The organism is Aurantimonas sp. A2-1-M11, from assembly GCF_036549475.1.
Lineage (GTDB): Bacteria > Pseudomonadota > Alphaproteobacteria > Rhizobiales > Rhizobiaceae > Aurantimonas.
Genome location: NZ_JAZHLI010000032.1, coordinates 14,851 through 38,349, shown reverse-complemented (window position 1 = coordinate 38,349; position 23,499 = coordinate 14,851). Strand labels below are relative to the sequence as shown.

Here is a 23,499-nt window from a genome sequence, read left to right as displayed (position 1 = left end):
GTGGCGCCGGTGCGGTGCGATGACCGTACCGGCGTGTTGCCGCCCCACCATGCGCAATGGTGCGGCAACGCCCGAGAGGCGGACCGTCCGGCTAGCCGTGTTTGATCGAGATCGTCTTCAGGCGGGAGAAGCCGTAGAGGGCCTCAAAACCCTTTTCGCGGCCATGGCCGGATTTGCTGACGCCGCCGAAGGGAAGCTCGACGCCGCCGCCGGCGCCGTAATTGTTGATGAAGACCTGGCCGACATGCAGCTTGCGGGCAAGTCGCATCTGGCGGGCGCCATTCTCGGTCCATACGCCCGCGACGAGGCCATAATCGGTGCCGTTGGCGATGCGCACGGCGTCGGCCTCGTCCTCGAAGGGGATCAGCACCTGCACCGGGCCGAAGATCTCCTCCTGGGCCAGCGTATGGTCCGGCGGCACGTCGGCAAAGAGGATCGGCGCGATGTAATGGCCGCCCGACGGTGCGTCGGCATGGATCGTTCCTTCGCCCGCGACCGTGAGTTCGGCCTTGCCCCTGGCGATGTAGCCCGCGACGATCGCCTTCTGCTTGCCCGAAACCAGCGGTCCCAGATCGTGGTCGGCGGCGGCGGGGCCGACGACGAGCCCGGCATAGACCTCGGCCATCCGGCGCTTCACCTCGTCATAGATCCCGCGCTGGACAAGCACCCGCGAGGCGGCCGAGCAGGTCTGGCCGGCGGCCTGGATGCAGGCGCCGACGAGAACCGGTAGCGCGGCGTCAAGATCGCAATCATCGAAGACGATGTGCGGCGACTTCCCGCCGAGCTCGAGGGTCACGGGCACGACATTCTCGCTGGCGGCGGCCTGGATGCGCCGGCCGGTGCCCACCGACCCGGTGAAGGAGACATGGTGGACGCGCGGATGCGACGACAGCGCCGCGCCGACCTCATGGCCGTAGCCGGTGACGACGTTGAGGGCGCCGGCGGGCAGGCCCGCCTCCTCGGCGAGGGCGGCAACGGCGAGCGCGCTGAGCGCGGCGTCCTCGGCCGGCTTCAGCACGCAGGCATTGCCCATGGCGAGCGCCGCGCCGACCGAACGGCCCATGATCTGCATCGGGTAGTTCCAGGGGATGATGTGCGCGGTCACGCCATGGGACTCGCGCAGGGTCAGCACCGTCGTGCCGGCCTGGTAGGGGATGGTCTGGCCGGTGATCTTGTCGGCGGCGCCGCCGTAGAACTCGAAATAGCGGGCCAGGGCGACGGCGTCGTTGCGGGCCTGGCCCAGCGGCTTGCCGACATCGCTCGATTCCAGATGCGCCAGCGTCTCTGCCCGCTCCTCCACGAGGCGTGACAGGCGCACCAGGATGCGGCCACGCTGGGTCGCGGTCATGGCGCCCCATTCGCCGTCGAGGGCCGCCTCCGCCGCCGAGACTGCCGCCTCGACGTCGGCCGCCGTGCCTTCCGCGATCGCGCCGATGGTCTCGCCGGTCGACGGGTTCTCGATGGCGATCGTGCCGCCGCCCGTGCCGGGGCGCCATCTGCCGCCGATGAGCAGCATGGACGGGTCGAACCAGAGACCGGTCTGGATTGTCATGTGAGGGTCCTCCCAGAAAAAATGCCTGCGCCGGATCCTGCCTCGGCAGGTCGGCCCGCAGGCCTGCGGCGTTCAGATTGCGCGCCGCACATGTGGTTCGAGACGTTCGCGGGCGGCATCGATATGGTCGAGCATGGCGGCCTCGGCCCGGGCCGCGTCGCGGCTGGCAATGGCGTCGAGGATCTCGACATGCTCGTCGATGACGGCGTGGGCGACGTTGGAGTGATAGCGCAGGCGAAAGATGTGCATCTGCGTGAACAGCCGCCCCAGCGTCTCGGCGATGAGGTCGTTGCCGCAGGCCTCGGCGATGGTGGTGTGGAAGCGGCTGTCGAGAACGACGAGCCGGGCGCGGTGCAGGTCGACGTCCTCGGCCGACAGCGAGCGCATCTCCGCAGCGATCGCGCTCAGCGCCGCGCGCTGGCTGGGGGACGCATGCTCGGCCGCCCGCGCGGCGCTGCGCGGCTCGACCAGGGCGCGCATCTCGAAGATGCTTTCCAGCCGGGCGAGGGAGGGCAGGGGCGCGACGCTGTAGCCGGTCAGGTGCTTCTTGACGACGAGTCCCTCGGCTTCCAGCCGGATCAGCGCGGCCCGCGTCGGGGTCTGCGACACGCCGAAGCGGCGGGCCAGCTTGTCGACCGACAGCCGTTCGCCCGGCGGCGTCCGCAGCGAGATCAGGTCGTCGACCAGCCGCTCATAGACTGCGTCGCCCAATGACGGGCCCTGGACGATGATGTCCTCCCCGGACCCGGTCCAGTCTCCCATGCGCTCCTCGTGAAAGGCGGTGTTCGGGTCGGCCACAGCCCTGTCCTTGACCAAAGCCATTCTCTCTCTTACGAATATCGTATCGGATATCTGGTGTAAACATCATCGGATTTGCGGGTGCCGACGCCGGAGGATGCGGGGCGGCCGCAACCGCCACGGTCCGAACCGAATGGGAGGAATTCGCATGTCATTGAGAGGCATTCTCGCCGGTGTCCTGCTGGCGACCAGCGCGCTGACCGCCACGTCGCTGGCGGCCAAGGAAATGAACTTCGCCATCGTCACGCCGCCGGACGGACACTACGGCAAGGGCGCGCAGGCATTCGCCGAGAAGATGAACGAGCTGTCGAACGGCGAGATCACCATCAACGTCAAGGCGGGCGGCTCGCTCGGCGGCGAGCGCGAGCTCCTGGAAGGCGAACAGATCGGCACGATCGAGCTGGCCATGACCTCGACCGGCCCGGTCGGCAGCTTCGTGCCGGAGATCTACGCCCTGGACTTCCCGTTCCTGTTCAACGACTACGCCAGCGCCCACGAGATTCTCGACGGCGAGATCGGCGACGAGCTCCTGGCCAAGTTCGAGGACAAGGGCATGATCGGCCTGGCCTGGTCGGAGAACGGCTTCCGCCACATCACCAATTCGGTGCGTCCGGTGAAGACGCCGGCGGACGTGGCGGGCCTCAAGCTGCGCACGATGGAAAACCAGGTCCATATCGACGCCTTCAAGGAACTCGGCGCATCGCCGACCCCGATGAGCTGGACCGAGGTGCTGACCTCGCTGCAGCAGGGCACGATCGACGGGCAGGAAAACCCGATCCCGATCATCGTCTCCAACAACATGTGGGACATGCAGAAGCATGTGACGCTGACGGGCCACGTCTATTCGCCGGCCGTCATCACCATGTCGAAGATCCACTGGGACCAGCTTTCCGAAGAGGAGCAGGGCTGGATCGAGGAAGCCGCCGATGTCGCGGTCGAGGCGACCCGCGCGGTTGTGGCAGAGACCGAGAAGAACGGCGTCGCCACCATGCGCGAGAACGGCATGGAGGTGATCGAGGACGTCGACAAGCAGGCGTTCCAGGATGCCGTGCAGCCGACCTATGATCGCTACGGCAAGGAATATGGCGAGGCGATGATCAAGCGGATCCGCGACGCCCAGAAGTAAGCCGCCTTACCAACCCGCGGGGCTGGCCTTTCGGCTCCGCGGCGCTCGGCTCCTGCCGCCGGGTCTGCGCTGGGTGTCCACGACGCCGCGGCGGGACCTTGCGGGGCTGGGCAAGCGGGTTCCGCCGTCCGATCTCGAAGGTGTCGTCCATGCGCAAGGCCCTCCTGCTCGCCGCAGAGAAGCTGACCGTTCTTACCCATAACCTCGCGGCGCTGCTTCTCGCGCTCGCCACGGTGCTGGTCTTCTGGCAGGTGGTGACGCGCTTCGTGCTCGGCGACGCCGCGGCGTGGTCGGAGGTGCTGGCGCGCGGCGTCGTGATCTGGATGGTGTTTCTCGTCGCCGGTGCCGGTTTCCGCCTCAGCGCAATGATTCCGCTGGAATTCGTGCGCACCGTCCTGCCGGAGCGCATGCAGCGCGGCGTCTCCTTTCTCGTGCTCCTGGGCATTCTCGCTTTTCTGGGGGTGCTCACCTGGTTCGGGACGATGATGGCGATCCGCGTCTCCGGCCAGCAGGTGGCGATGCTGAACATCCCGATCTCCTGGCTCTATGCGGCCATTCCCGTCGGCGCAGTCCTGGCGATCCCGGGCGCGATCCTCGAATTCCTGCGCCCGATCGAGCCGTCGCGGGCCGATCCGGATTTGCGGCGCGACCGGGAAGCCTTCGAATGAACGCCGCACTCGTCGCCGCCCTGCTGGTCTTCTTCTCGCTGTCGGTTCCGGTCGCGGTGGCGATCGGTCTCGCCGCGATCGTCGGCGTTACCTTCTTCTCGTCGCTGCCGCTTCTGGTCGTGCCCCAGAAGATCTTCACCTCCATCGACAGCTTTCCGCTGCTGGCGGTGCCGTTCTTCATCCTGGCCGGCAATCTGATGACCCATGGCGGTGTGTCGCGCCGGCTGGTGGATTTCGCCAAGTCGCTGGTCGGCGGCGTGCAGGGCGGGCTGTCCTCGACCTGCGTGGTCACCTGCATGATCTTCGCGGCGATCTCCGGTTCCTCGGTGGCGACGACGTTTGCCATCGGTGCCATCCTCGTGCCGGCCATGGCGCGGCACAATTATCCGCTGCCCATGGCCGCGACGATCCAGGCCACCTCCGCCGAACTCGGCGTGATCATCCCGCCGTCGGTGCCGATGATCATCTTCGGCGTCTCCACGGAAACCTCAGTGACCAAGCTCTTCATCGCCGGCATCGGGCCGGGGTTGTTGGTGGCTGGCGCGCTGATCGTGATGACGCAGATCTGGTGCCGGCTAAAGGGCATCGGCAAGGAGGACGGCGACGACGCGCTGCCCATCGTCAAGAGCACGGTGGACGCCTTCTGGGCGCTGATGCTGCCGGTGATCATTCTCGGCGGGATCTATGGCGGCATCTTCACGCCGACAGAGGCGGCCGCGGTTTCGGCCGTCTATGCCCTCGTCGTCGGCCTCTTAATCTACCGCGAGATGACATTCTCCGACCTGCCGCGGATCTTCCGTGCCTCGGCGGTGGCGACCGGCGCGATCATGCTGATCATCGCGACGGCCGGGCTGTTCTCCTTCCTCGTCAGCCTGTCCGGCCTGCCCAACGTCGTCGGCAGCTGGGCCGCGGCGAATTTCGACAGCGCCGTCGGCTTCCTGCTCTTCGTCAACGTGTTGCTGCTGCTCGTCGGCATGTTCGTGGAGACCTCGGCGGCAATCCTGGTGCTTGCGCCGATCCTCACGCCGATCGCCATCAGCTTCGGCGTCGACCCGGTGCATTTCGGCATCGTCGTCATCGTCAATCTGGCGCTCGGCATGGTAACGCCGCCGCTCGGGGTGAACCTCTTCGCGGCCGCCGCCGTGGCGGGCATTCCGGTGCAGAGCATGTTCAAGTCGCTGATCGTGCCGGTGCTGGTGGTGTTCGCAACGCTGCTGCTGATCACCTTCGTGCCGGCGATCTCGCTGTGGCCGGCGGCGCATCTGTGACCGGCCCGCTCCGCGCACTCTTTCCAGGCATTCCAGGGACAGCTTCATGACCGCAGCAATGGCGTCGCCCTACAGGATCGCGACCATCGAGGGGGACGGGATCGGGCCGGAGGTGACGCAGGCCGCCATGCGGGTTCTGGCCGAGGCCTGCGGCTCGGGCGTCCTCGACTTCGTCATGCTGGAAGGCGGCGCCGGCTGCCACCAGGCGACCGGCGAGGTGCTGCCGGCAGCCACCGCCGAGGCCTGCCGGACCCATGACGCGATCCTGCACGGCGCGGCCGGGCTGCCGGGCGTCGTCTACCCGGACGGAACCGAGGTCGGCAACGAACTGCATCTGAAGTTGCGCTTCGAACTCGACCTCTATGCCAATGTGCGGCCGATCAAGCTCCTGAAGGGGGTGACCTCGCCGCTACGGGCCTTCGAGGGCGGCGGCATCGACTATGTCATCGTGCGCGAGAACACCGAGGGGCTCTATGCCAGCCGCGGCGCCGGGGTGGTGTTGCGCGGCGAGATGGCTTCCGACAGCCTCGTCATCACCCGCAAGGGCACCGAGCGGGTCGCCCGCTTCGCCTTCGAGCTCGCCAAAAAACGCAACGGGGCATTAAGCGACGGCAAGCGCCGGGTGACGGTCTGCGACAAGGCCAACATCCTGCGCAGCTACGCCTTCTTCCGCCGGATCTGCGACGAGGTCCACGGCGCCTATCCCGATGTCGAGATCGACTACGCCTATGCCGACGCCATCACCGTGCACCTTTTGAAGCGGCCTGATTTCTACGATGTGATCGTCGCCGAGAACATGTTCGGCGACATCATTTCCGACCTTGGTGCCGCCACCGTCGGCGGCATGGGCATCTCGCCGTCCGGCGAGATCGGTGACAGCCACGGCCTGTTCCAGGGCGCCCATGGCTCGGCGCCGGACATTGCCGGCCAGGACCTGGCGAGCCCGGTCGCGGCGATCCTGTCGGGCGCGATGATGCTGCGCTGGCTGGCCGACAAGCACGACGACGCGGCGCTGGCGACGGCCGCCGGGCGCGTCGAGGCGGCGGTCGACCGCACGCTCGGCGAGGGCGCCTTCGTGCCCACCGATCTCGGCGGCCATGCGCGCTGCAGCGAAATGACCGAAGCCATCCTGCGGGCCATGGCGTGATCGCCCGTTCCGGACAAGAGGACAACAGCATGACGAAGCAGATGATCGGCGTGATCGGCGTCGGGATGATGGGCCACGGCATTGCCCGCAACATCCGCAGGAAAGGATGGCCGCTCGCCTATCTCGACCATCCCGGCAACCAGCCGAGCGACGATCTCGACGCCGACGGCGCCCAGCGGTTCGACGACGCGTCGGCGCTGGCTGCGGCCAGCGACGTCCTGATCCTGTGCGTCACCGGCAGCCCGCAGATCGAGGCGCTGCTGCTCGGGCCGGACAGCGTTACCGCGTCGCTGCGGCCCGGCACCATCGTGGTGGACTGCTCGACCGGCATTCCCAGTGCCACCATGAAGGCGGCCGAAGCCGTGAAGGCGGCTGACTGCGACTTCGTCGACGCGGCGATGACCCGCACGCCGAAGGAGGCCGAGGAGGGGCGGCTGAACCTCCTGATCGGCGGCGATCCGGCGACGGTGGAGCGCCTGACGACGCTCTTCGAGGCGTTCTCGGAGAACCGGTTCCACGCCGGCGGCATCGGCCGCGGCCAGACGCTGAAGCTCCTGCACAATTTCGTCTCGCTGGGCAGCGTCACGCTGATCGCCGAAGCTGCGGCCTGCGCGGCGGAAAACGACATTGCCCCCGAGGTTCTGGTCGACTGCCTGCGGCGTGGCGGTGGCTATGGCGCCGCGCTCGACCGCACCGCACCGTACATCCTGGAGGGCGACGTGACGCCGATGCGCTTTTCCAATGCGAATGCGCGCAAGGACCTGACCTATTACAGCCAGCTCGTCGAGGAGACCGGCACCTCGCGCAAGGTTGCCGAAGGCGTGCGCGCCGCGCTCGACTGGCTGGTGGAATCAGGCCATGGCGACGAGATGATGCCCACGGCCTGCACGACCTTCCGCAAGACGGAACGCTGAATTTCGGCATCCAAAAGTCGACATCGAAGCCGGCAAAGTGAACCGCGGCTTGTGTGTTCACTGTGATGAACCGGCAGCGGCGGCGCCGCTGCCTGTTCCGTTTGGGTTGTCCGATCAGGCGATATGGGCGCCCTGGGCGGCGGTGAAGATCGCGTAGACCGACTGGCTCGCGGTCATCAGCAGCCGGTTCCGGTGCTCGCCCACGAAGGTGAGGTTGGCGCAGCCTTCCGGTGTCTTGATCTGGCCGATCTTGGTGCCGTCGGGCGAATAGACATGCACCCCGTCCTGGCCCTCGCCGGCAAAGCCCGTCGCGGCCCAGACATTGCCGTCGACATCGGCCCGCACGCCGTCATGGAAACCGCTCTCCAGCGTGGCGAATTCCCGCCGGCCGGTCAGCCGGCGACCATTGTCCTCCACCGTCCAGGCGATGATCCGGGCCGGCTCCGGATGATGGGTGGCGGCGGAATCGGCGACATAGAGCGTGCGGTAGTCGGGCGAGAAGCAAAGGCCGTTCGGCTTGAAGATCTCGTCGGTCAGCCGGGTCAGCGCGCCGCTCGAGGCATCGATGTGGTAGACGCTCGTCGGCAGTTCGAGCTCGCGCACGTTGCCTTCGTAATACCAGTGGCTGCCATAGCCGGGGTCGGTGAAGATGATGCCACCGTCGTCGGGATGGACGACTGCGTCGTTGGGGGCGTTGAGCGGCTTGCCTTCGAAGGTCTCGGCCAGCACCTCGGCCGGACCCTGATGACCGTAGCGCACCACGCGGGCCGTGGAATGCTCGCAGCTGATCTGCCGGCCCTGGAAGTCGAAGGTGTTGCCGTTGGAATAGTTCGAGGCGTGGCGCAGCGGCGTCACCGCTCCGGTGACCTCGTCCCAGCGCATCTGGCGATTGTTCGGGATGTCGCTGAAGACGGCGTAGCGGCCGACGCCGTTCCAGGCCGGGCCCTCCGCCCAGAGAGCACCGCTCCACACGCGCTGCAGCGGCGTGTTGCCGATCATGTATTGCGAGAAGCGCGGATCGAGCACCTCCCAGGCGTCGTCCGGATAGCGTGAAGGCTGCGGTGCCAGGGCTTGTGCCCGGACGACATGCGGCATGGCGAGAGCGGCCCCGAGGGCCGCACCGCCGGCAAGCAAGGTGCGTCGATCCATGGTCATGGGTTTCCTCCCCGTCGACCGGCACCGACCTTCCGGACGACCTTGTTCTTGTTGCTGTGTCGATCGGTGGCCAAGCCTAGCGCGAAGCGGTCATCCGGGCCAGCGCCGCGCCGCAATGTCATGCCACACGGTTGCTGCTGCATCACAAGTTTACGTTGCGGTGCAGCACAAGTTTTCGTCCGTCGCCAGCTTCGAACCATTGCGCCGACCCCGGTGCGCATACAGTATGCCGCTGCAACTTGATGCGGGTGGGGGTTCGATGGCATCGGTGACGTTTCGGGACGTGCGCAAGGCGTTTGGCCCGGTCGAAGTGCTGCATGGCGTGTCGATCGACATCGAGGAGGGGCAGTTCGTCGTGCTGGTCGGGCCGTCCGGTTGTGGCAAGTCGACCCTGCTGCGCATGCTGGCCGGGCTGGAGCACATCACCTCCGGCGAGATCCTGATCGGTGACCGGGTCGTCAACGCCCTGCCGCCCAAGGATCGCGACATCGCGATGGTCTTCCAGAACTATGCGCTCTACCCGCATATCACCGTGGCCGAGAACATGGGCTTCTCGCTCATGCTGAAGAAGGTTTCCAAGAGCGAGATCGCCGAACGGGTGCGGCCGGCGGCAGAGATCCTCGGCCTGACGAATTTGCTCGACCGCTATCCGCGGCAGCTGTCCGGCGGCCAGCGCCAGCGCGTCGCCATGGGCCGCGCCATCGTGCGCGAGCCGCAGGTCTTCCTGTTCGACGAGCCGTTGTCCAATCTCGACGCCAAGCTGCGCGTCTCGATGCGCTCGGAGATGAAGAACCTGCACCAGCGGCTGAAGACCACCACGGTGTACGTCACCCATGACCAGATCGAGGCGATGACCATGGCCGACAAGATTGTCGTCATGCATGACGGCATCGTCGAACAGGTCGGCACGCCCCTGGAGCTCTACGACCGGCCGGACAATCTCTTCGTCGCCGGCTTCATCGGCTCGCCCGCCATGAACATGATGACCGGCGCGGTCGATTCGTCCGACCGCACCTCTTTCGTGACCGGCAACCATCACCGCCTTCCGATCGGGCGGCCGGGCAAGGCCGAGCCGGGCCGCGAGACGATCTATGGCGTGCGGCCGGAATCCTTTCGCATCGGCGGCGACATTCCCCTGCGGGTCGAGGTGGTCGAGCCAACCGGCTCGGAGACCCACGTCATCGCCAAGCTGGGCGACAGCGACGTGATGTGCGTGTTCCGCGAGCGAATTTCGGCGGGGCCGGGCGACGAATTGCCGGTCTCGATCGACCCGGAGGCCGTGCATCTGTTCGACGCGGCGACGGGCGCGCGCGTCTCGGCCTGAGGCCGGAACGCGGCGCGTTGCCGGCGGGGCCATGCCCCCGACCGGCGAGGGAGGACAGCCGTGACGGCAGCGGGAGAGCCGTCGTGGCAGAACACCGAACGCTCCCGCGCAAGTGGAGGAGACGATGATGACCATCAATCGCAGGACGCTTCTGGCCGGCACGGCCAGCCTGGCCGCGGGGGCGGCGCTGACCGGGCCCTTCGGCATCCGCGGGGCGCTGGCCCAGGGGGCGGCGCCGAAATTCACGCCCGAAGAAGGCGCCACGCTGCGGCTTCTGCGCTGGGTGCCCTTCGTCGCCGGCGAGGAGGAAGCCTGGAACGCCAACACCAAGGCCTTCACCGAGGCGACCGGCGTCCAGGTGCAGATCGACCAGGAGAGCTGGGAGGACGTGCGTCCCAAGGCAGCCGTGGCGGCCAATGTCGGCTCGGGTCCTGACATGGTGATGAGCTGGTTCGACGATCCGTTCCAGTATCCCGACAAGCTGGTCGACGTGACCGACCTCGCCACATCGCTCGGCGAGCAGCATGGCGGCTGGTACGAGGGACTGGAAGGCTACGCCAAGCAGGGCGACACCTTCATCGCCGTGCCGCTGTGCGCCATCGGTAATGCAATCTGCTACCGCGACAGCCACATGAAGGCGGCCGGCTTCGAGGAATTCCCGACCGATACCGCAGGCTTCCTGGAGCTCTGCAAGGCGATGCAGGCCAAGGGCACGCCCGCCGGCTTCCCGCACGGCAAGGCGGTCGGCGACGGCAACAACTACGCGCACTGGCTGCTCTGGAGCCATGGCGGCATGACCGTGGACGAGAACGGCCAGCCGGCGATCGACAGCCCCGAGACCCGGGCCGCGATCGAATATGCCAAGCAGCTCTACGCGACCTTCATCCCCGGCACCGAGAGCTGGCTCGACATCAACAACAACCGGGCCTTCCTGGCCGGCCAGATCTCGCTGACGGCGAACGGCGTGTCGCTCTATTACGCCGCCATCAAGGATCCGGCGATGGCCGAGATCGCCGAGGACATCCGCACCACGACGATGCCGATCGGACCGGTCGGCCAGTCGGTGGAACTGCACCAGACCTCGACGCTCAACATCTTCAAGCACACCCAGTATCCGGAGGCGGCCAAGGCCTATATCGAGTTCATGTTCCAGCCGGACCAGATGAACGCCTGGATCGAGGGCGCCAGCGCCTATTGCTGCCAGGCACTCAAGGCCTATGCGGACAATCCGGTCTGGACGTCGAACCCGATCCACGAGCCCTACTCAAGGGCTTCCGCCAGCCTGCGGCCCAACGGCTATGCCGGTCCGCTCGGACCGTCCTCGGCCGCCGTCATGGCCGACTACGTGCTGGTCGACATGTTCGCCGAGGCGGTGACCGGCCAGCGCACGGCCGACGAGGCCATCGCCAACGCCGAGCGGCGCATCGCCCGCTACTACCGCTGACGATGCCGGCACCGGTCCTGCGACCGGTGCCGCACCCACTGCACGGGGCGCGCGGACCTTGTCGGTACGGGCGTCCTGCCGGCGCCGGCATCCGCCCGGCGCCCTGTCGGCAACGGAGACGATCGACGATGTCCAGTATAGAGGCGAGGGGCAGGCCCTCGGTCTTCCGCCGGTTCGTGCAGAGCCGCGGCGGACTTGGCCTGATGTTCATGCTGCCAGCCGCAGCGTTTCTCCTGTGCTTCCTGACCTATCCGCTCGGCCTCGGCATCTGGCTCAGCTTCACCGACACAACGATCGGGCGAACCGGCCTCTTCATCGGCCTGGAGAACTATGCCTGGCTGTTCGACGACCCGGTGTTCTGGCTGTCGGTCTACAACACGATGCTCTATACGACCGTCGCCTCAGTGCTGAAATTTGGGCTCGGCCTGTGGCTGGCGCTGATCCTCAACCAGCATCTGCCGTTCAAGAACTTCTTTCGGGCGATCATCCTCCTGCCGTGGGTGGTGCCGACCGTCCTGTCGGCGCTGGCCTTCTGGTGGATCTTCGACAGCCAGTTCTCGATCCTGTCCTTCGTGCTGATGCAATGGGGCTGGATCGACGCGCCGATCAACTTCCTCGGCGACCCCAACAATGCGCGGGCGTCGGTCATCGCGGCCAATGTCTGGCGCGGCATCCCCTTCGTGGCGATCTCGCTGCTCGCCGGCCTGCAGACGATCCCGCAATCGCTGAACGAGGCGGCGGCGCTGGACGGCGCCACAGCCTGGCAGCGCTTCACCAAGATCACCCTGCCATTGCTGACGCCGATCATCGCCGTGGTGATGACCTTCTCGGTGCTGTTCACCTTCACCGATTTCCAGCTGATCTACGTCCTGACCCGCGGCGGGCCGGTCAACGCCACACACCTGATGGCGACCCTCTCCTTCCAGCGGGCGATCCCCGGAGGCCAGCTCGGCGAGGGCGCGGCCATCGCGGTGGCAATGATCCCGTTCCTGCTCGCCGCGATCCTGTTCTCCTTCTTCGGCCTGCAGCGGCGCCGATGGCAGCAGGGAGGCGGCGAATGAGGCGCGGGCAGATGGCAGGGAGGACGATCCGATGAGCAAGCGATCGGCGGCCGCACAGGCGGCGAGCGAGCGGGCGGATGCCGCCGGCCTCAGCCAGTTCGACACCGTGCCGCGGCGCATCCTGACGATCTACCTGCCGCTGGCGGTGTTCGTCTTCGTGCTGCTGTTCCCGTTCTACTGGATGGTGATCACCGCGGTGAAGCCCGACAACCAGCTCACCGACTACCAGACCTACAGCCCGTTCTGGGTGGTCGGGCCGACGCTGGAGCACATCAAGTATCTCCTGTTCGAGACCTCCTACCCGGGCTGGCTGTGGAACACGATGGTGGTCGCGGTCTGCTCGACCTTCCTGGCGCTCGCCGCCTCGGTCTTCGCGGCCTACGCTATCGAGCGGATCCGCTTTTCCGGGGCGCGGGTCACCGGGCTGCTGATCTTCCTGGCCTATCTGGTGCCGCCGTCGATCCTGTTCATTCCGCTCGCCTTCATCGTCTTCCAGGTCGGCATCTTCGATTCCATGTTCGCCCTGATCCTGACCTATCCGACCTTCCTGATCCCGTTCTGCACCTGGCTGCTGATGGGCTATTTCCGCACCATCCCGTTCGAGCTGGAGGAATCGGCGCTTGTCGACGGGGCGACGCGCTGGCAGATCCTGACCAAGGTGGTGCTGCCGCTGGCCGTGCCCGGCCTCATCTCGGCGGGCATCTTTGCCTTCACCCTGTCGTGGAACGAGTTCATCTACGCGCTGACCTTCATCTCCTCCTCTGAGAACAAGACTGTGCCGGTCGGCGTCCTCACCGAACTCGTGCGCGGCGACATCTACGAGTGGGGCGCGCTGATGTCCGGCGCGCTGCTCGGCTCCCTGCCGGTCGTCGTGCTCTACTCGTTCTTCGTCGACTACTACGTGTCGTCGATGACCGGAGCCGTGAAGGAATAGGGCGCCCGGCGGCGGACCGGCGCACGACCTGAGCTGCGCACCGGCCGGCCTGCCCACTCCGTCCGGCGAGGGTCGCCCGTCCCTGGTCTTGGCAGGGCGCATCGCCCGCCCGAACTCCGTGCCGACGCGGCGTTTGCGGGCGCGGCGTGCGGAAATTTATCCGCGATTGCGCGCATCCTTTCGGGCTCCAGACACCTTACGGCAGGGAGGATTTCACAGACCCGGAGCATACATGTCCCAGCACAAGAACGCCGAAACACCCCTGAGCACCGGCAACAGCCAGGATTATCGGGGTGAGGGCGGCGAACTGCACCAGGTCGCGGGCGGCGACGTGCCGCAGCTGACGACCCAGGGCGGCGCCCCGATCGGCGACGACCAGAATTCGCTCAAGGTCGGTCCGCGCGGCCCCACGCTGATCGAGGATCAGGCCTTTCGCGAGAAGATCTTCCACTTCGACCACGAGCGCATCCCCGAGCGCGTCGTGCATGCCCGCGGCTTCGGGGTGCATGGCGTGTTCGAGACCTACGAATCCCTGTCCGACATCACCCGTGCCGACATGTTCCAGCGGGCCGGCGAGAAGACCGAGATGTTCGTCCGCTTCTCGACCGTGGCGGGCAACAAGGGCTCGGCCGACCTGGCCCGCGACGTGCGCGGCTTCGCCTGCCGCTTCTATACCGCGGAAGGTAACTGGGACCTTGTGGGCAACAACATCCCGGTGTTCTTCATCCAGGACGCCATCAAGTTCCCCGACCTGATCCACGCGGCCAAGCAGGAGCCGGACCGCGGCTTCCCGCAGGCCCAGACGGCACATGACAATTTCTGGGACTTCATGTCCCTGACGCCGGAAGCCATGAACATGGCCCTGTGGATCATGTCCGACCGCACGATTCCGCGCTCGTTCCGCTTCATGGAAGGCTTCGGCGTCCATACGTTCCGCATGATCAATGCCGAGGGCAAGTCGACCTATGTGAAGTTCCACTGGAAGCCCAAGCAGGGCATGCAGTCGGTGGTGTGGAACGAGGCGCTGAAGCTGAACGGCGCCGATCCCGACTTCCACCGCCGCGACCTGTGGGACGCGATCCAGATGGGCGACTATCCGGAGTGGGAACTCGGCCTGCAGCTCTTCGACGACGATTTCGCCGATCGCTTCGACTTCGACATTCTCGACGCAACCAAGATCATCCCCGAGGAAGAGGTCCCGATCCGCATCGTCGGTAAGATGACGCTGGACCGCTGCGTCGACAATTTCTTCCAGGAAACCGAGCAGGTTGCCTTCCAGACCGGCAACATCGTGCCGGGCATCGACTTCACCAACGACCCGCTGCTGCAGGGCCGCAACTTCTCCTACCTGGACACGCAGCTGAAGCGTCTGGGCGGACCGAACTTCACCCATATCCCGGTGAATGCGCCGCGGACTGCGGTGCGAAACTTCCAGCAGGACGGCCACATGTCCATGCGCAACCCCCGGGGTCGCGCGAATTACGAGCCGAACTCCTGGGGCGGGGAAGCTGGTGGGCCGCGCGAGGCGCCGCGGGGCACGTATCAGAGCTTCCCGGCCGAGGAAGCCGGCCGGAAGCAGCGGGTCCGTTCGGAAACCTTCGCCGACCATTACAGCCAGGCCCGGCAGTTCTACCTGTCGCAGACCCGGACCGAGCGCCAGCACATCGCCGACGCCTTCACCTTCGAACTGTCCAAGGTCGAAACGCTGGCGATCCGGGCGCGCATCGTCTCGCATCTCCTGAATGTCGACGAGGATCTCGCCGGCGCGGTCGCCAAGAGCCTGCGCCTGAAGGAGATGCCGGCGCCTGCCCAGGCGGCGATGCCGACGCGGATGGACCTGAACACCTCACCAAAGCTGTCAATCATCCTCAATGGCCCGGAGAGCTTCAAGGGCCGCAAGGTCGGCGTGCTGGTCACCGACGGCGTCGATGCAAGACTGCTTGCCGGACTGAAATCCGCCATCGAGGCCGAGGGCGCGATGATGGAACTGGTGGCGCCGATGGTCGGCGGCGTCGAGGCCAGCGACGGCAGCTGGATCGAGGCCAAGCAGAAGGTCGATGGCGGACCGTCGTTGCTCTACGACGCCGTTGCGGTCCTGGCCTCAAGCGATGGGGCGGCCATTCTCGCCAACGAGGCGACGGCGCGCGACTTCGTTACCGATGCCTTCGCCCACTGCAAGTTCATCGCCTACTCGGCGGAGGCGATGCCGCTGTTCGAGAAGGCCGGCCTGGCCGCCGATCTCGACGAGGGCTGTCTGCAACTGGGCAGTGCCGGGGGCGCGCCGGCCTTCATCGCCCACTGCCGCAAGTTGCGGCACTGGCAGCGTGAACCCAACGTCAATGTCGTCTGACAGCCAGCCCCTCGGTCAGGGGGCGCGGCGTCCCTTGGCAATAGCCTGTGGGCACCTGCCGATCGTGGCGGTGCCGGCCCGCAACGAGGAGGAGCGCCTGCCGGCGCTTCTCCGCTCCTTGGCGGATCAGAGCTGGATCGCCCGCTGCGGCCAGTTTCTCGACGTCGTCCTTGTCCTCAACAACACCGACGACCGCTCCCGGGCCGCCGCAGAGGCCGCCGCGGCCGGCACGCGGCTGCGGCTGCACGTGGTCGAATGTCTGTTTCCCGCGCCCTTCGCCCATGTTGGTGCCGCGCGGCGGCTGGGCATGGATCTCGCCCGCACGCTCTCGAGCGAGCCCGAACGCACCGTGCTGTTGACCACCGACGCGGATGCGGTGCCGTCCGCCGGCTGGATCGACGCCAATCTTTCCGCGATCGAACGTGGTGCCGATCTAGTGGGTGGCCGCGTGGTCGGCGACCGGCGCGAGGAGGCGCTTCTGGGGCCGGCCTTCGGAGCAAGGGTGGAGAACTATCTCTGCTATGCTGAATTGTGCGACCGGCTCGCCTGCCATGTGGATCCGATACCCCACGATCCCTGGCCGCGCCATCGCGACCATACCGGCGCGAGCCTGGCCGTGCGTGCCAGTGTCTACGACGCGGTGGCCGGCCTGCCGGCGACGGCCTTCCGCGAGGATCTCGAATTCGTCGCCCGGGTGCGGCGCGCCGGTTTCAGCCTGCGCCACGATCCTGCGGTGTGGGTGGAAGTCTCGGCCCGCACCTGCGGACGCGCCGCGGGCGGCATGGCCGATACGCTGGCGCAATGGGTTGCCGACGCCGAAGCGGGGCGACCGCATCTGGTGGAAGCGCCACAACGGGCGCTGGCACGGGCCGTCCGCCGCAATCTTCTGCGCGAAGTCGGCCGTGCCGACCCGGCGCGACTGGCTGTTATCGCCACGCGTCTCGGATTGAAGCCCGCCGAACTGCACGATGCGGACGGCCGCGTCCTGCCATCCTATGCCCTGATCGAACGCTTCGCACCGGACGAGCCGGATGCCCCAGGGATGATGCCGGTGGTGCAGGCGATCGCGGAACTGGGACAATTGCTGAGACGGGATGAGGCCAGAGAGCATGCTGCATAAGCTTCGACCGCAGGATGCGGCGTCGGCTCTCAGCCGCGCGCTGTTCGTCTTGCCGCGGTCCTACGAGACGGAGGCGGCGTTTCCCCATGCGGCCTTCGCGCTCTTGGCCAATTCGTCGCTCGCCGCCGATCCGCCTCTGGAGCCCGCCAGGATCGGCGATCTCCTGCGTCTGCTCGCCGCGATCGGACGCGGCGATCTCAGTGTCGGCCGCATCTATGAGGGACATGTCAACGCGCTGCTGCTGATCCGCGCCTATGGCAGCGACGCCCAGCGCGAGGCGGTGCGCCATGCCGCGGCCGACGGCGCATGGCTTGGGGTCTGGAACACCGATGCGCCCGGCCATCCCCTGACCGAGACCGCCGGGACCCTGTCCGGCGCCAAGAACTTCGCTTCCGGCGTCGACGGGCTGTCGCGGGCGATCGTCACGGTCCCGAGCGAGGCCGGTCGGCAGATGCTGCTGATGCCGCTCGCCGACGCGCCTGTCGACCGGTCGTGGTGGGACCCGATGGGCATGCGCGGCTCGGGCAGCCATGTCGTCGATTTTTCCGGCGTCGTCATCGACGACGCACATCGGCTGGGCCGGCCCGGGGACTACACCACGGAGCCGTGGTTCAGTGGCGGAGCCATCCGCTTTGCCGCCGTGCAGGTGGGTGGGCTCCATGCCGTCTTCGATGTCGCGCTCGAACATCTGACGCGCACCGGCCGGGCTGCGGATCCCTATCAGGCGCAGCGCCTGGCCCGGATGGGGCTGGCGGTCGATGCCGCCCATGGTTGGCTGGTTCGCGGGGCCCGTGCATGGGCCAGTGCGGCTGCCGATCCGGCCGATGCAGCGAAACAACGCCATCTCGTGGCGACGGCCAATGCAACGCGCTCGGCGGTCGAGGCTGCGGCGCTGGCGGTCCTGGAGGACGCCGAGCGCGCGGTAGGGGCCGCCGGCTTCAACCGGCCGCATCCGCTGGAGCGGCTGGTGCGCGACCTGCGCACCTATCTGCGGCAACCCAATCCCGACGGCGCCCTGCGCGCGCTCGGCGACGCCATCGCCGCCGGCGACTGGCTGCCGGGCGAGGGACCGGACGCATGAGCCAGGCGCGCGATCCGCGCATGCTGGCCGCCCGCAACATCCTCATCGTCGCGCCCCATGCCGACGATGAATCGCTTGGGTGCGGCGGCCTTGCCGCCATTCTCGCCAGGGATGGCCGCCACTTCCACACGCTGTTCGTCACCGACGGCGGCGCCTCGCACCGCAACTCGCCGACATGGCCCCGGCCGGCGCTCGCCGCCAAGCGTCTCCAGGAGGCCGAGGACGCGCTGGCCATTCTCGGTCTCGGCGTCATGCCCCGGAGCTTCCTCGACCTGCCCGATGCCGATCTGCCGGAAGAGGGCTCGAGCGGCTGGGACGCGGCCCTTGGAGTAATCCGCGCCGTCGCCGCCGGGTTCGGGCCCGACCTCGTGCTGCTACCCTGGCGCCGCGATCCGCATTCGGACCACCGCGCCGCCTGGCATCTCGTCACCCAGGCGCTGGCGCTGGAAGGCCTGACGCCGGACCGGCTGGAATACGCCATCTGGCTCGACGAGCTGGGCGCGGCGGACGACCACCCGCGCCCGGGGGAGATGCGCCGTGTCTCCTTCGACATTGCCGCGGCCGTCGAGACCAAGCGTGCGGCGGTCGCCGCGCATCTGTCCCAGACCACGGCGCTGATCGACGACGATCCGGACGGCTTCCGCCTCGACGAAACGACCATCGCCCGGCTGACGGGCCCGATCGAAAGTTACTGGCAGGATGGCCAAGCCGATTGATGTGGACGGGTTCGAGGCGATGTTCGCCGCCGATCCCGATCCGTGGCGCTATGCCGCCTCGCCCTTCGAGCGGTTCAAGCGGCGTATCCTGATGGAGGCGGTCGGCACGCGGACGCGGGGCCGTGCGCTGGAACTTGCCTGCGCCAACGGCGAGACCACGGCCGTCCTGGGCAAGACATCGCTGCGTCTCCTGGCGCTGGACAGTTCGCCGTCGGCCCTCGCGATCGCGCGGGAGCGCAATGCGGGGTCGCGGCAAATCCGCTTTGCCGAGGCGGTGCTGCCACGAGACATGCCGCGCGGGCCCTATGACCTCGTGGTGGTGTCGGAGCTCCTCTACTACCTGCGGCCGAACGATCTGCGGCAGATGCTGGCCCGGCTGCGAGCGGCGGTGGCCCCGGGCGGGCGGATCGTCTTTCTCCACCATTTCCTGGCGTTCGACGACGCCGCCACCCCGCCCGCCCTCGTGACGGAAGCGGTCGAGCGGGCCTTCGCCCGCGGCTTTCGCGCCGGCGTCCGCTACCGGACCGGACGTTTTTCGGCGGTCGCCTTCGACCGCTGATGCACACGGGGCGGCGGGCAATTCTCGCCCCGCCGATCACCCGCCGGCGGTGCCGAGAAGGGTTCCGACGAAGCGGATCGTCCGTGGATCCTCCGGCTGGCGGAAGATCGTCTCCGGCGATCCCTCCTCGACGATGTCGCCTCCGTCGAGAAACGCCACATGATCGGCGATCTGGGCGGCGAGCCGCAGATCGTGGGTGGCCATGAGCATGGTCATGCCTTCCTCGGCGAGGCTGCGCAGCACGTCCACCACCTCGATGGCGAGTTCGGGATCGAGGGCCGATGTCGGCTCGTCGCACAGAAGCAGCGTCGGCGACGCGGCGATCGCCCGGGCGATGGCCACGCGCTGCTGCTGGCCGCCGGACAATGTCGACGGCCAGGCATCGGCCTTGTGGGCCATGCCGACCTTCTCCAGAAGCATCATGGCGTGGCTTCGTGCCCTGGCCGCCGGCCATTTCCAGACGGTGACCAGTCCTTCGGTCACGTTTTCGGCGACGGACCGGTGCGGGAAGAGCTGGAAGTTCTGGAAGACCATGCCGGTCTTGCGACGGGTCGCCAGGATCTGCGCCTGCGATGGCCGCGCTCCCGGCGCGAAGGCGACCCGCGTGTCGCCGATCTCCAGCGTGCCCGCCTCCGGCATCTCCAGGAGGTTGGCGGTGCGCAGCAGCGTGCTCTTGCCGCTGCCGGACGGGCCGATCAGCGCCGTGACGCGGCCCTCGGCAATGCCGAGATCGACGCCGCGCAGGACCTCGTTGTCGCCGAAACGCTTGCGGATGCCGGACAGGCGGATCATGCGCCGGACTCCAGATAGCCGCCCTGGCGGCCGAAGCGTTTTTCCAGCCGGCTCTGCAGGGTCGACAGGACCGAGGACAGGACGAGGTAGAGCAGCGCCGCCTCCACATACAGGATCAGCGGCTCGTAGGTGGTCGCCACGATACGCTGGGCCTGCTGGAACATCTCGGGCACGGTGATGGCCGCGGCCAGCGAGGTGTCCTTCACCAGCGAGATGAAGGAATTCGACAGCGGCGGCACGGCGACGCGCACGGCCTGGGGCACGACGGTGCGCTTCATCGCCTGGCTCTGGGTCATGCCGATCGCATAGGCGGCCTCCCACTGGCCCTTGCCGATGGAGGACAGGGCCGCCCTGATGATCTCCGACGTATAGGCGCCGACGCTGAGGGTGAAGCCGATCAGCGCCGCCGGGAAGGCGTCGATGAGGATGCCGACGCTGGGCAGGCCATAGAAGATGACGAAGAGCTGGACGAGCAGCGGCGTGCCGCGGATGAACCAGACATAGAAGCGTGCCACCGCCGCCAGCGGCCTGGGGCCGAACAGTCGCACCACGGCGGTGAGGAAGCCGAGCGACAGGCCGAAGGCGAAGGACAGGATCGCCAGCGGCACGGTGAAGACGAGACCCGCCCGGACCAGGGGCCAGAGCGAATCGAGCATCAGTTGCAGGGTGGGGTGNGGCCGAAGGCGAAGGACAGGATCGCCAGCGGCACGGTGAAGACGAGACCCGCCCGGACCAGGGGCCAGAGCGAATCGAGCATCAGTTGCAGGGTGGGGTGCAAGGGAGGGTCCGATCCTGTCGCAGCGGCAAGTGGGGGCGCTCTACGTCAGAAGCGCGGCCCTGCAGCAACGATGTAGCGCGGCGGCGGCGGCCGGCATCGTGCCGCCGCCGCCATCACGATCAGCGCGAGACGTCGGCGCCGAAATATTTCTGCGAGATGGTCTCGTAGGTGCCGTCGGCGCGGATGGCGTCGAGTGCCTTGTCGATCTCGGCGACGAGCTCGGGATTGCCCTTCTGGACGACCACGCCGGAGGCGGCGGCCTCGGCCTCGCTGGCAACGACCTTCACCGGCGCGTCGGGCTGCTGCTTCTTGAAGTCGAGATAGGAGAGGTTGTCGTTGATCGTCGCATCGGCGCGCCCGGTGATGACGAGCTGGATCGACTGGTCGAAGCCGTCCGTGCCGACAAGGCTGGCGCCGGCTTCCTCGGCGATGCGGCCGTAATTGGATGTCAGCGACTGGGCCGCGCGCTTGCCGTCGAGATCGGCGAAGCCGGCGATCTCGTCATTGTCGTCCTTCACGATGAGAACGGCCTTGGACAAGATATAGGGCTTGGAGAAATCGAAGCGGGCCTGGCGCTCCTCGGTGATGCCGACCTGGTTGATCACCGCGTCGTAGCGGTCCGAGGCGAGGCCGGCGATGAGACCGTCCCACTTGCCCTCGACGAATTCCGCCTCCACGCCGAGGCGCCTGGCGATCTCGCGGCCGATCTCGACGTCGAAGCCGACGAGGGTCCCGGATGTGTCGTGATAGGTGAAGGGGGCATAGGTGCCCTCGGTGCCGATCCGCAGCGTGCCGGAGGACGTTACGTCTTCGAGGCTGCCTGCATGGGCGGCCGTGCCGATGAGAAGGGCGGCGGAGAGTGTTGCAAGCGTGAGCTTCATGATGGTCGTTCCCGAGATGAGAGGGCGCTCGTCGCGCGTTGCCCGGAAACTCGGTATTCGCGGCGTGTCCATCAAGGAATGGTTTGGCGCAGGGACGCCGGATCGGGGTTGCTTGTTCCCCAGGCGGCATTTTCGCGGTGATCCGCCGCGTGACGCGCAATACGCTTCGCCTGCGGCCCGCGGTTCCGGATCCAGGCTTCTCGCCGCCGCAGGTCAGCCGCGTGCGGTCTGGCAACGTGAGATCAACCGCTCAGGCGGCCGCCGCCTTCGTCGATACGATCGCGCCCTCGCCGGCCAGCATCGTCTCGATGTCCGACCAGGGTTGTGGCCGGGCGATATGATAGCCCTGCAGAAGCCGGCAGCCCGCGGTCGTGGCGAGCACCATCTGCTCGGCCGTCTCGATTCCCTCGGCGACGAGGGACAGGCCCATGGCGTTCGCCACGCTGGCGAGCGCGGTGATCAGCACGTTCTCGGCCTCGCTGTCCCCCAGCCGGGCCACAAAGCTGCGGTCGATCTTGAGGGAATCGATCGGGAAGGTGCGCAGATAGGAAAAGCCGCAGAAGCCGGTGCCGAAATCGTCGAGCGAAATGCGCACGCCCAGGGCACGGAGCGCCGTCAGCCGCCGGATGACATGCTCGTTGGCGTTCATCGCCACCGATTCGGTGATCTCGATGACGATCCGACTGGCCGGCATGCCGGTTTCCGCCAGCACCCGGTCGACCATCGCCACCACATCGTCGCGCTTGAGCTGGCTGGCGGAGAAATTGACGCCGATGCTGAGGGAGCCCGCGCCCATGCCGTCCCGGCAGGCGCGGCGGAAGACCCATTCGCCCAGCAGGTCGATCAGCATCGACTGTTCGGCGATGGGAACGAAATCCACCGGAGGAATGACGCCGCGCAGGGGATGGCGCCAGCGCACCAGCGCCTCGAGGCCATGCAACGTGCCATCGACCCGCACGATGGGCTGATAGGCGAGTTCCAGCTCGTTGAGCAGGATCGCGGCCCGCAATTCGCGCTCGATGTAGCGGATGTGCTTCTGGTCCCGCAGCATCTCGCTCTCGAACAGGGTGGCCTGGGCGCGGCCGTTGCGCTTGCTCTGGTAGAGGGCAAGGTCGGCATATTGCATCAGATCGTCGAACAGGGCGGTGTCGCCACAGGCACAGGCGCAGGCGATGCCGATTGACGCCGACAGGTTCATCGGCCGGCCGGAATGATAGACGGTGCGGTCCAGTTCGCTGAGGAAGCGCCCGGCCAGCCGGGTGGCACCGATTGGTGAAGCGCATTGCGTCAGAAGTGCGAATTCGTCGCCGCCGACCCGGCCGATGATGCTGCCGGGGAAAAGGCGGCCGGCGACCGATGCGAGATGCCGCAGGGCCGCGTCGCCCATGTCGTGGCCATAGGCGTCGTTGATCTGCTTGAGATGATCCAGGTCGATGAGCAACAGCGCGTGGCCACCCGATCCGGGGACGCTCTTCAGGCGCTCCCCGCAACGGCTGATGAAGACCCGCCGGGTCAGCGCGCCGGTGGCCGCGTCGCGTTCGTGGATCTGTGCGTTCTGGCGGTCCGTCACCGCCTTCTGACGGAACAGCTCGATCTCGAGGCGATGCTGCCAGCAGGCCGAGGCGAGGGCGATCACCGCGACCACGGCCATGGCGGCCAGGATCCGGGTCATCAGCGGATCCTCGCCGTCCGCTTCGAAAAGCCCGAGTGCAGCGAGCCCCAGGATCGCCAGGAGCCAGCCGAGCATCGAGGCATGGCCGAGACGCATCGTCGTGCGAGGATCGCGGAACTGGGACAATTGCTTATCCTGGAAGTTTCATTTGGGACTTTG

The 23,499-nt window shown here is 67.3% G+C and carries 21 protein-coding genes and 1 pseudogene; 14 read left to right on the top strand and 8 right to left on the bottom strand.

The features are described from left to right. Positions 1-91: 91 nt before the first annotated feature. Positions 92-1,552, bottom strand: a complete 1,461-nt coding sequence (locus tag VQ042_RS15030) for an aldehyde dehydrogenase family protein (protein WP_331820683.1) — start codon at positions 1,550-1,552, stop codon at positions 92-94. A 72-nt stretch (positions 1,553-1,624) separates the two neighbouring features. Next, the gene (locus VQ042_RS15025) at positions 1,625-2,374 is read right to left on the bottom strand and encodes a GntR family transcriptional regulator (RefSeq protein ID WP_331820681.1); all 750 of its coding nucleotides are present in this window, start codon (positions 2,372-2,374) and stop codon (positions 1,625-1,627) included. Between the two features lie 124 nt (positions 2,375-2,498). On the opposite strand from VQ042_RS15025, the gene VQ042_RS15020 reads away from it, so the two are divergent. From VQ042_RS15020 to VQ042_RS15000, 5 genes are all read left to right on the top strand, one after another. Further along, positions 2,499-3,476 (top strand): TRAP transporter substrate-binding protein, encoded by a 978-nt coding sequence (locus VQ042_RS15020; protein WP_331820679.1) that lies wholly within the window; start codon positions 2,499-2,501, stop codon positions 3,474-3,476. A 149-nt stretch (positions 3,477-3,625) separates the two neighbouring features. Beyond that, positions 3,626-4,144 (top strand): TRAP transporter small permease, encoded by a 519-nt coding sequence (locus VQ042_RS15015; RefSeq protein ID WP_331820677.1) that lies wholly within the window; start codon positions 3,626-3,628, stop codon positions 4,142-4,144. Beyond that, a complete protein-coding gene (locus tag VQ042_RS15010) occupies positions 4,141-5,412 on the top strand; it encodes a TRAP transporter large permease (protein WP_331820675.1) in 1,272 nt (423 codons plus the stop codon). The genes VQ042_RS15015 and VQ042_RS15010 overlap by 4 nt, the downstream gene beginning before the upstream one ends. A gap of 46 nt (positions 5,413-5,458) precedes the next feature. Continuing rightward, positions 5,459-6,559: an isocitrate/isopropylmalate dehydrogenase family protein gene (locus tag VQ042_RS15005; RefSeq protein WP_331820673.1), complete on the top strand. Its 1,101-nt coding sequence runs from the start codon at positions 5,459-5,461 to the stop codon at positions 6,557-6,559. Further along, positions 6,556-7,473 (top strand): NAD(P)-dependent oxidoreductase, encoded by a 918-nt coding sequence (locus tag VQ042_RS15000; RefSeq protein WP_331820671.1) that lies wholly within the window; start codon positions 6,556-6,558, stop codon positions 7,471-7,473. The genes VQ042_RS15005 and VQ042_RS15000 overlap by 4 nt, the downstream gene beginning before the upstream one ends. A 114-nt stretch (positions 7,474-7,587) precedes the next feature. Here the strand turns inward: VQ042_RS15000 and VQ042_RS14995 are convergent, their stop codons facing one another. Further along, positions 7,588-8,628, bottom strand: a complete 1,041-nt coding sequence (locus VQ042_RS14995; RefSeq protein ID WP_331820669.1) for an SMP-30/gluconolactonase/LRE family protein — start codon at positions 8,626-8,628, stop codon at positions 7,588-7,590. Positions 8,629-8,887: 259 nt separating this feature from the next. On the opposite strand from VQ042_RS14995, the gene VQ042_RS14990 reads away from it, so the two are divergent. The 9 genes from VQ042_RS14990 to VQ042_RS14950 all read left to right on the top strand — a co-directional run bounded on the left by VQ042_RS14990 (position 8,888) and on the right by VQ042_RS14950 (position 19,217). Next, positions 8,888-9,952: an ABC transporter ATP-binding protein gene (locus VQ042_RS14990; protein WP_331820667.1), complete on the top strand. Its 1,065-nt coding sequence runs from the start codon at positions 8,888-8,890 to the stop codon at positions 9,950-9,952. 127 nt (positions 9,953-10,079) lie between these two features. Beyond that, positions 10,080-11,396, top strand: coding sequence for an ABC transporter substrate-binding protein (locus tag VQ042_RS14985; protein WP_331820705.1), 1,317 nt, complete (start codon positions 10,080-10,082; stop codon positions 11,394-11,396). Positions 11,397-11,524: 128 nt separating this feature from the next. Next, positions 11,525-12,457, top strand: a complete 933-nt coding sequence (locus tag VQ042_RS14980; protein WP_331820665.1) for a carbohydrate ABC transporter permease — start codon at positions 11,525-11,527, stop codon at positions 12,455-12,457. Positions 12,458-12,488: 31 nt separating this feature from the next. After that, positions 12,489-13,391 carry a carbohydrate ABC transporter permease gene (locus tag VQ042_RS14975; protein WP_331820663.1) on the top strand — a complete coding sequence of 301 codons (903 nt, stop codon included), beginning with the start codon at positions 12,489-12,491 and terminating at the stop codon, positions 13,389-13,391. Positions 13,392-13,623: 232 nt separating this feature from the next. Next, on the top strand, positions 13,624-15,741 hold the full coding sequence (locus VQ042_RS14970) for a catalase (protein ID WP_331820661.1): 2,118 nt from the start codon (positions 13,624-13,626) through the stop codon (positions 15,739-15,741). 34 nt (positions 15,742-15,775) lie between these two features. Continuing rightward, positions 15,776-16,861, top strand: a complete 1,086-nt coding sequence (locus VQ042_RS14965) for a glycosyltransferase (protein WP_331820659.1) — start codon at positions 15,776-15,778, stop codon at positions 16,859-16,861. Further along, positions 16,851-17,942: an acyl-CoA dehydrogenase family protein gene (locus VQ042_RS14960; protein WP_331820657.1), complete on the top strand. Its 1,092-nt coding sequence runs from the start codon at positions 16,851-16,853 to the stop codon at positions 17,940-17,942. Before VQ042_RS14965 ends, VQ042_RS14960 begins: the two co-directional genes overlap by 11 nt. Continuing rightward, on the top strand, positions 17,939-18,658 hold the full coding sequence (locus VQ042_RS14955; RefSeq protein WP_331820655.1) for a PIG-L deacetylase family protein: 720 nt from the start codon (positions 17,939-17,941) through the stop codon (positions 18,656-18,658). The genes VQ042_RS14960 and VQ042_RS14955 overlap by 4 nt, the downstream gene beginning before the upstream one ends. Next, positions 18,642-19,217: a class I SAM-dependent methyltransferase gene (locus tag VQ042_RS14950; protein WP_331820653.1), complete on the top strand. Its 576-nt coding sequence runs from the start codon at positions 18,642-18,644 to the stop codon at positions 19,215-19,217. Before VQ042_RS14955 ends, VQ042_RS14950 begins: the two co-directional genes overlap by 17 nt. 36 nt (positions 19,218-19,253) lie before the next feature. Here VQ042_RS14950 and VQ042_RS14945 read toward each other — a convergent pair whose 3' ends face one another. The 5 genes and pseudogenes from VQ042_RS14945 to VQ042_RS14930 all read right to left on the bottom strand — a co-directional run bounded on the left by VQ042_RS14945 (position 19,254) and on the right by VQ042_RS14930 (position 23,466). Then, complete coding sequence (locus tag VQ042_RS14945; protein WP_331820651.1) at positions 19,254-20,009, bottom strand: amino acid ABC transporter ATP-binding protein; 756 nt, start codon at positions 20,007-20,009, stop codon at positions 19,254-19,256. Further along, complete coding sequence (locus tag VQ042_RS14940; RefSeq protein WP_331820649.1) at positions 20,006-20,665, bottom strand: ABC transporter permease subunit; 660 nt, start codon at positions 20,663-20,665, stop codon at positions 20,006-20,008. The genes VQ042_RS14945 and VQ042_RS14940 overlap by 4 nt, the downstream gene beginning before the upstream one ends. A gap of 20 nt (positions 20,666-20,685) precedes the next feature. After that, a pseudogene (locus tag VQ042_RS26005) lies at positions 20,686-20,766 on the bottom strand (cysteine ABC transporter permease); the annotation flags it as partial. Positions 20,767-20,906: 140 nt separating this feature from the next. Beyond that, positions 20,907-21,668 carry an amino acid ABC transporter substrate-binding protein gene (locus VQ042_RS14935; RefSeq protein ID WP_331820647.1) on the bottom strand — a complete coding sequence of 254 codons (762 nt, stop codon included), beginning with the start codon at positions 21,666-21,668 and terminating at the stop codon, positions 20,907-20,909. A gap of 250 nt (positions 21,669-21,918) precedes the next feature. Then, complete coding sequence (locus VQ042_RS14930) at positions 21,919-23,466, bottom strand: putative bifunctional diguanylate cyclase/phosphodiesterase (protein ID WP_331820645.1); 1,548 nt, start codon at positions 23,464-23,466, stop codon at positions 21,919-21,921. Positions 23,467-23,499 lie beyond the last annotated feature (33 nt).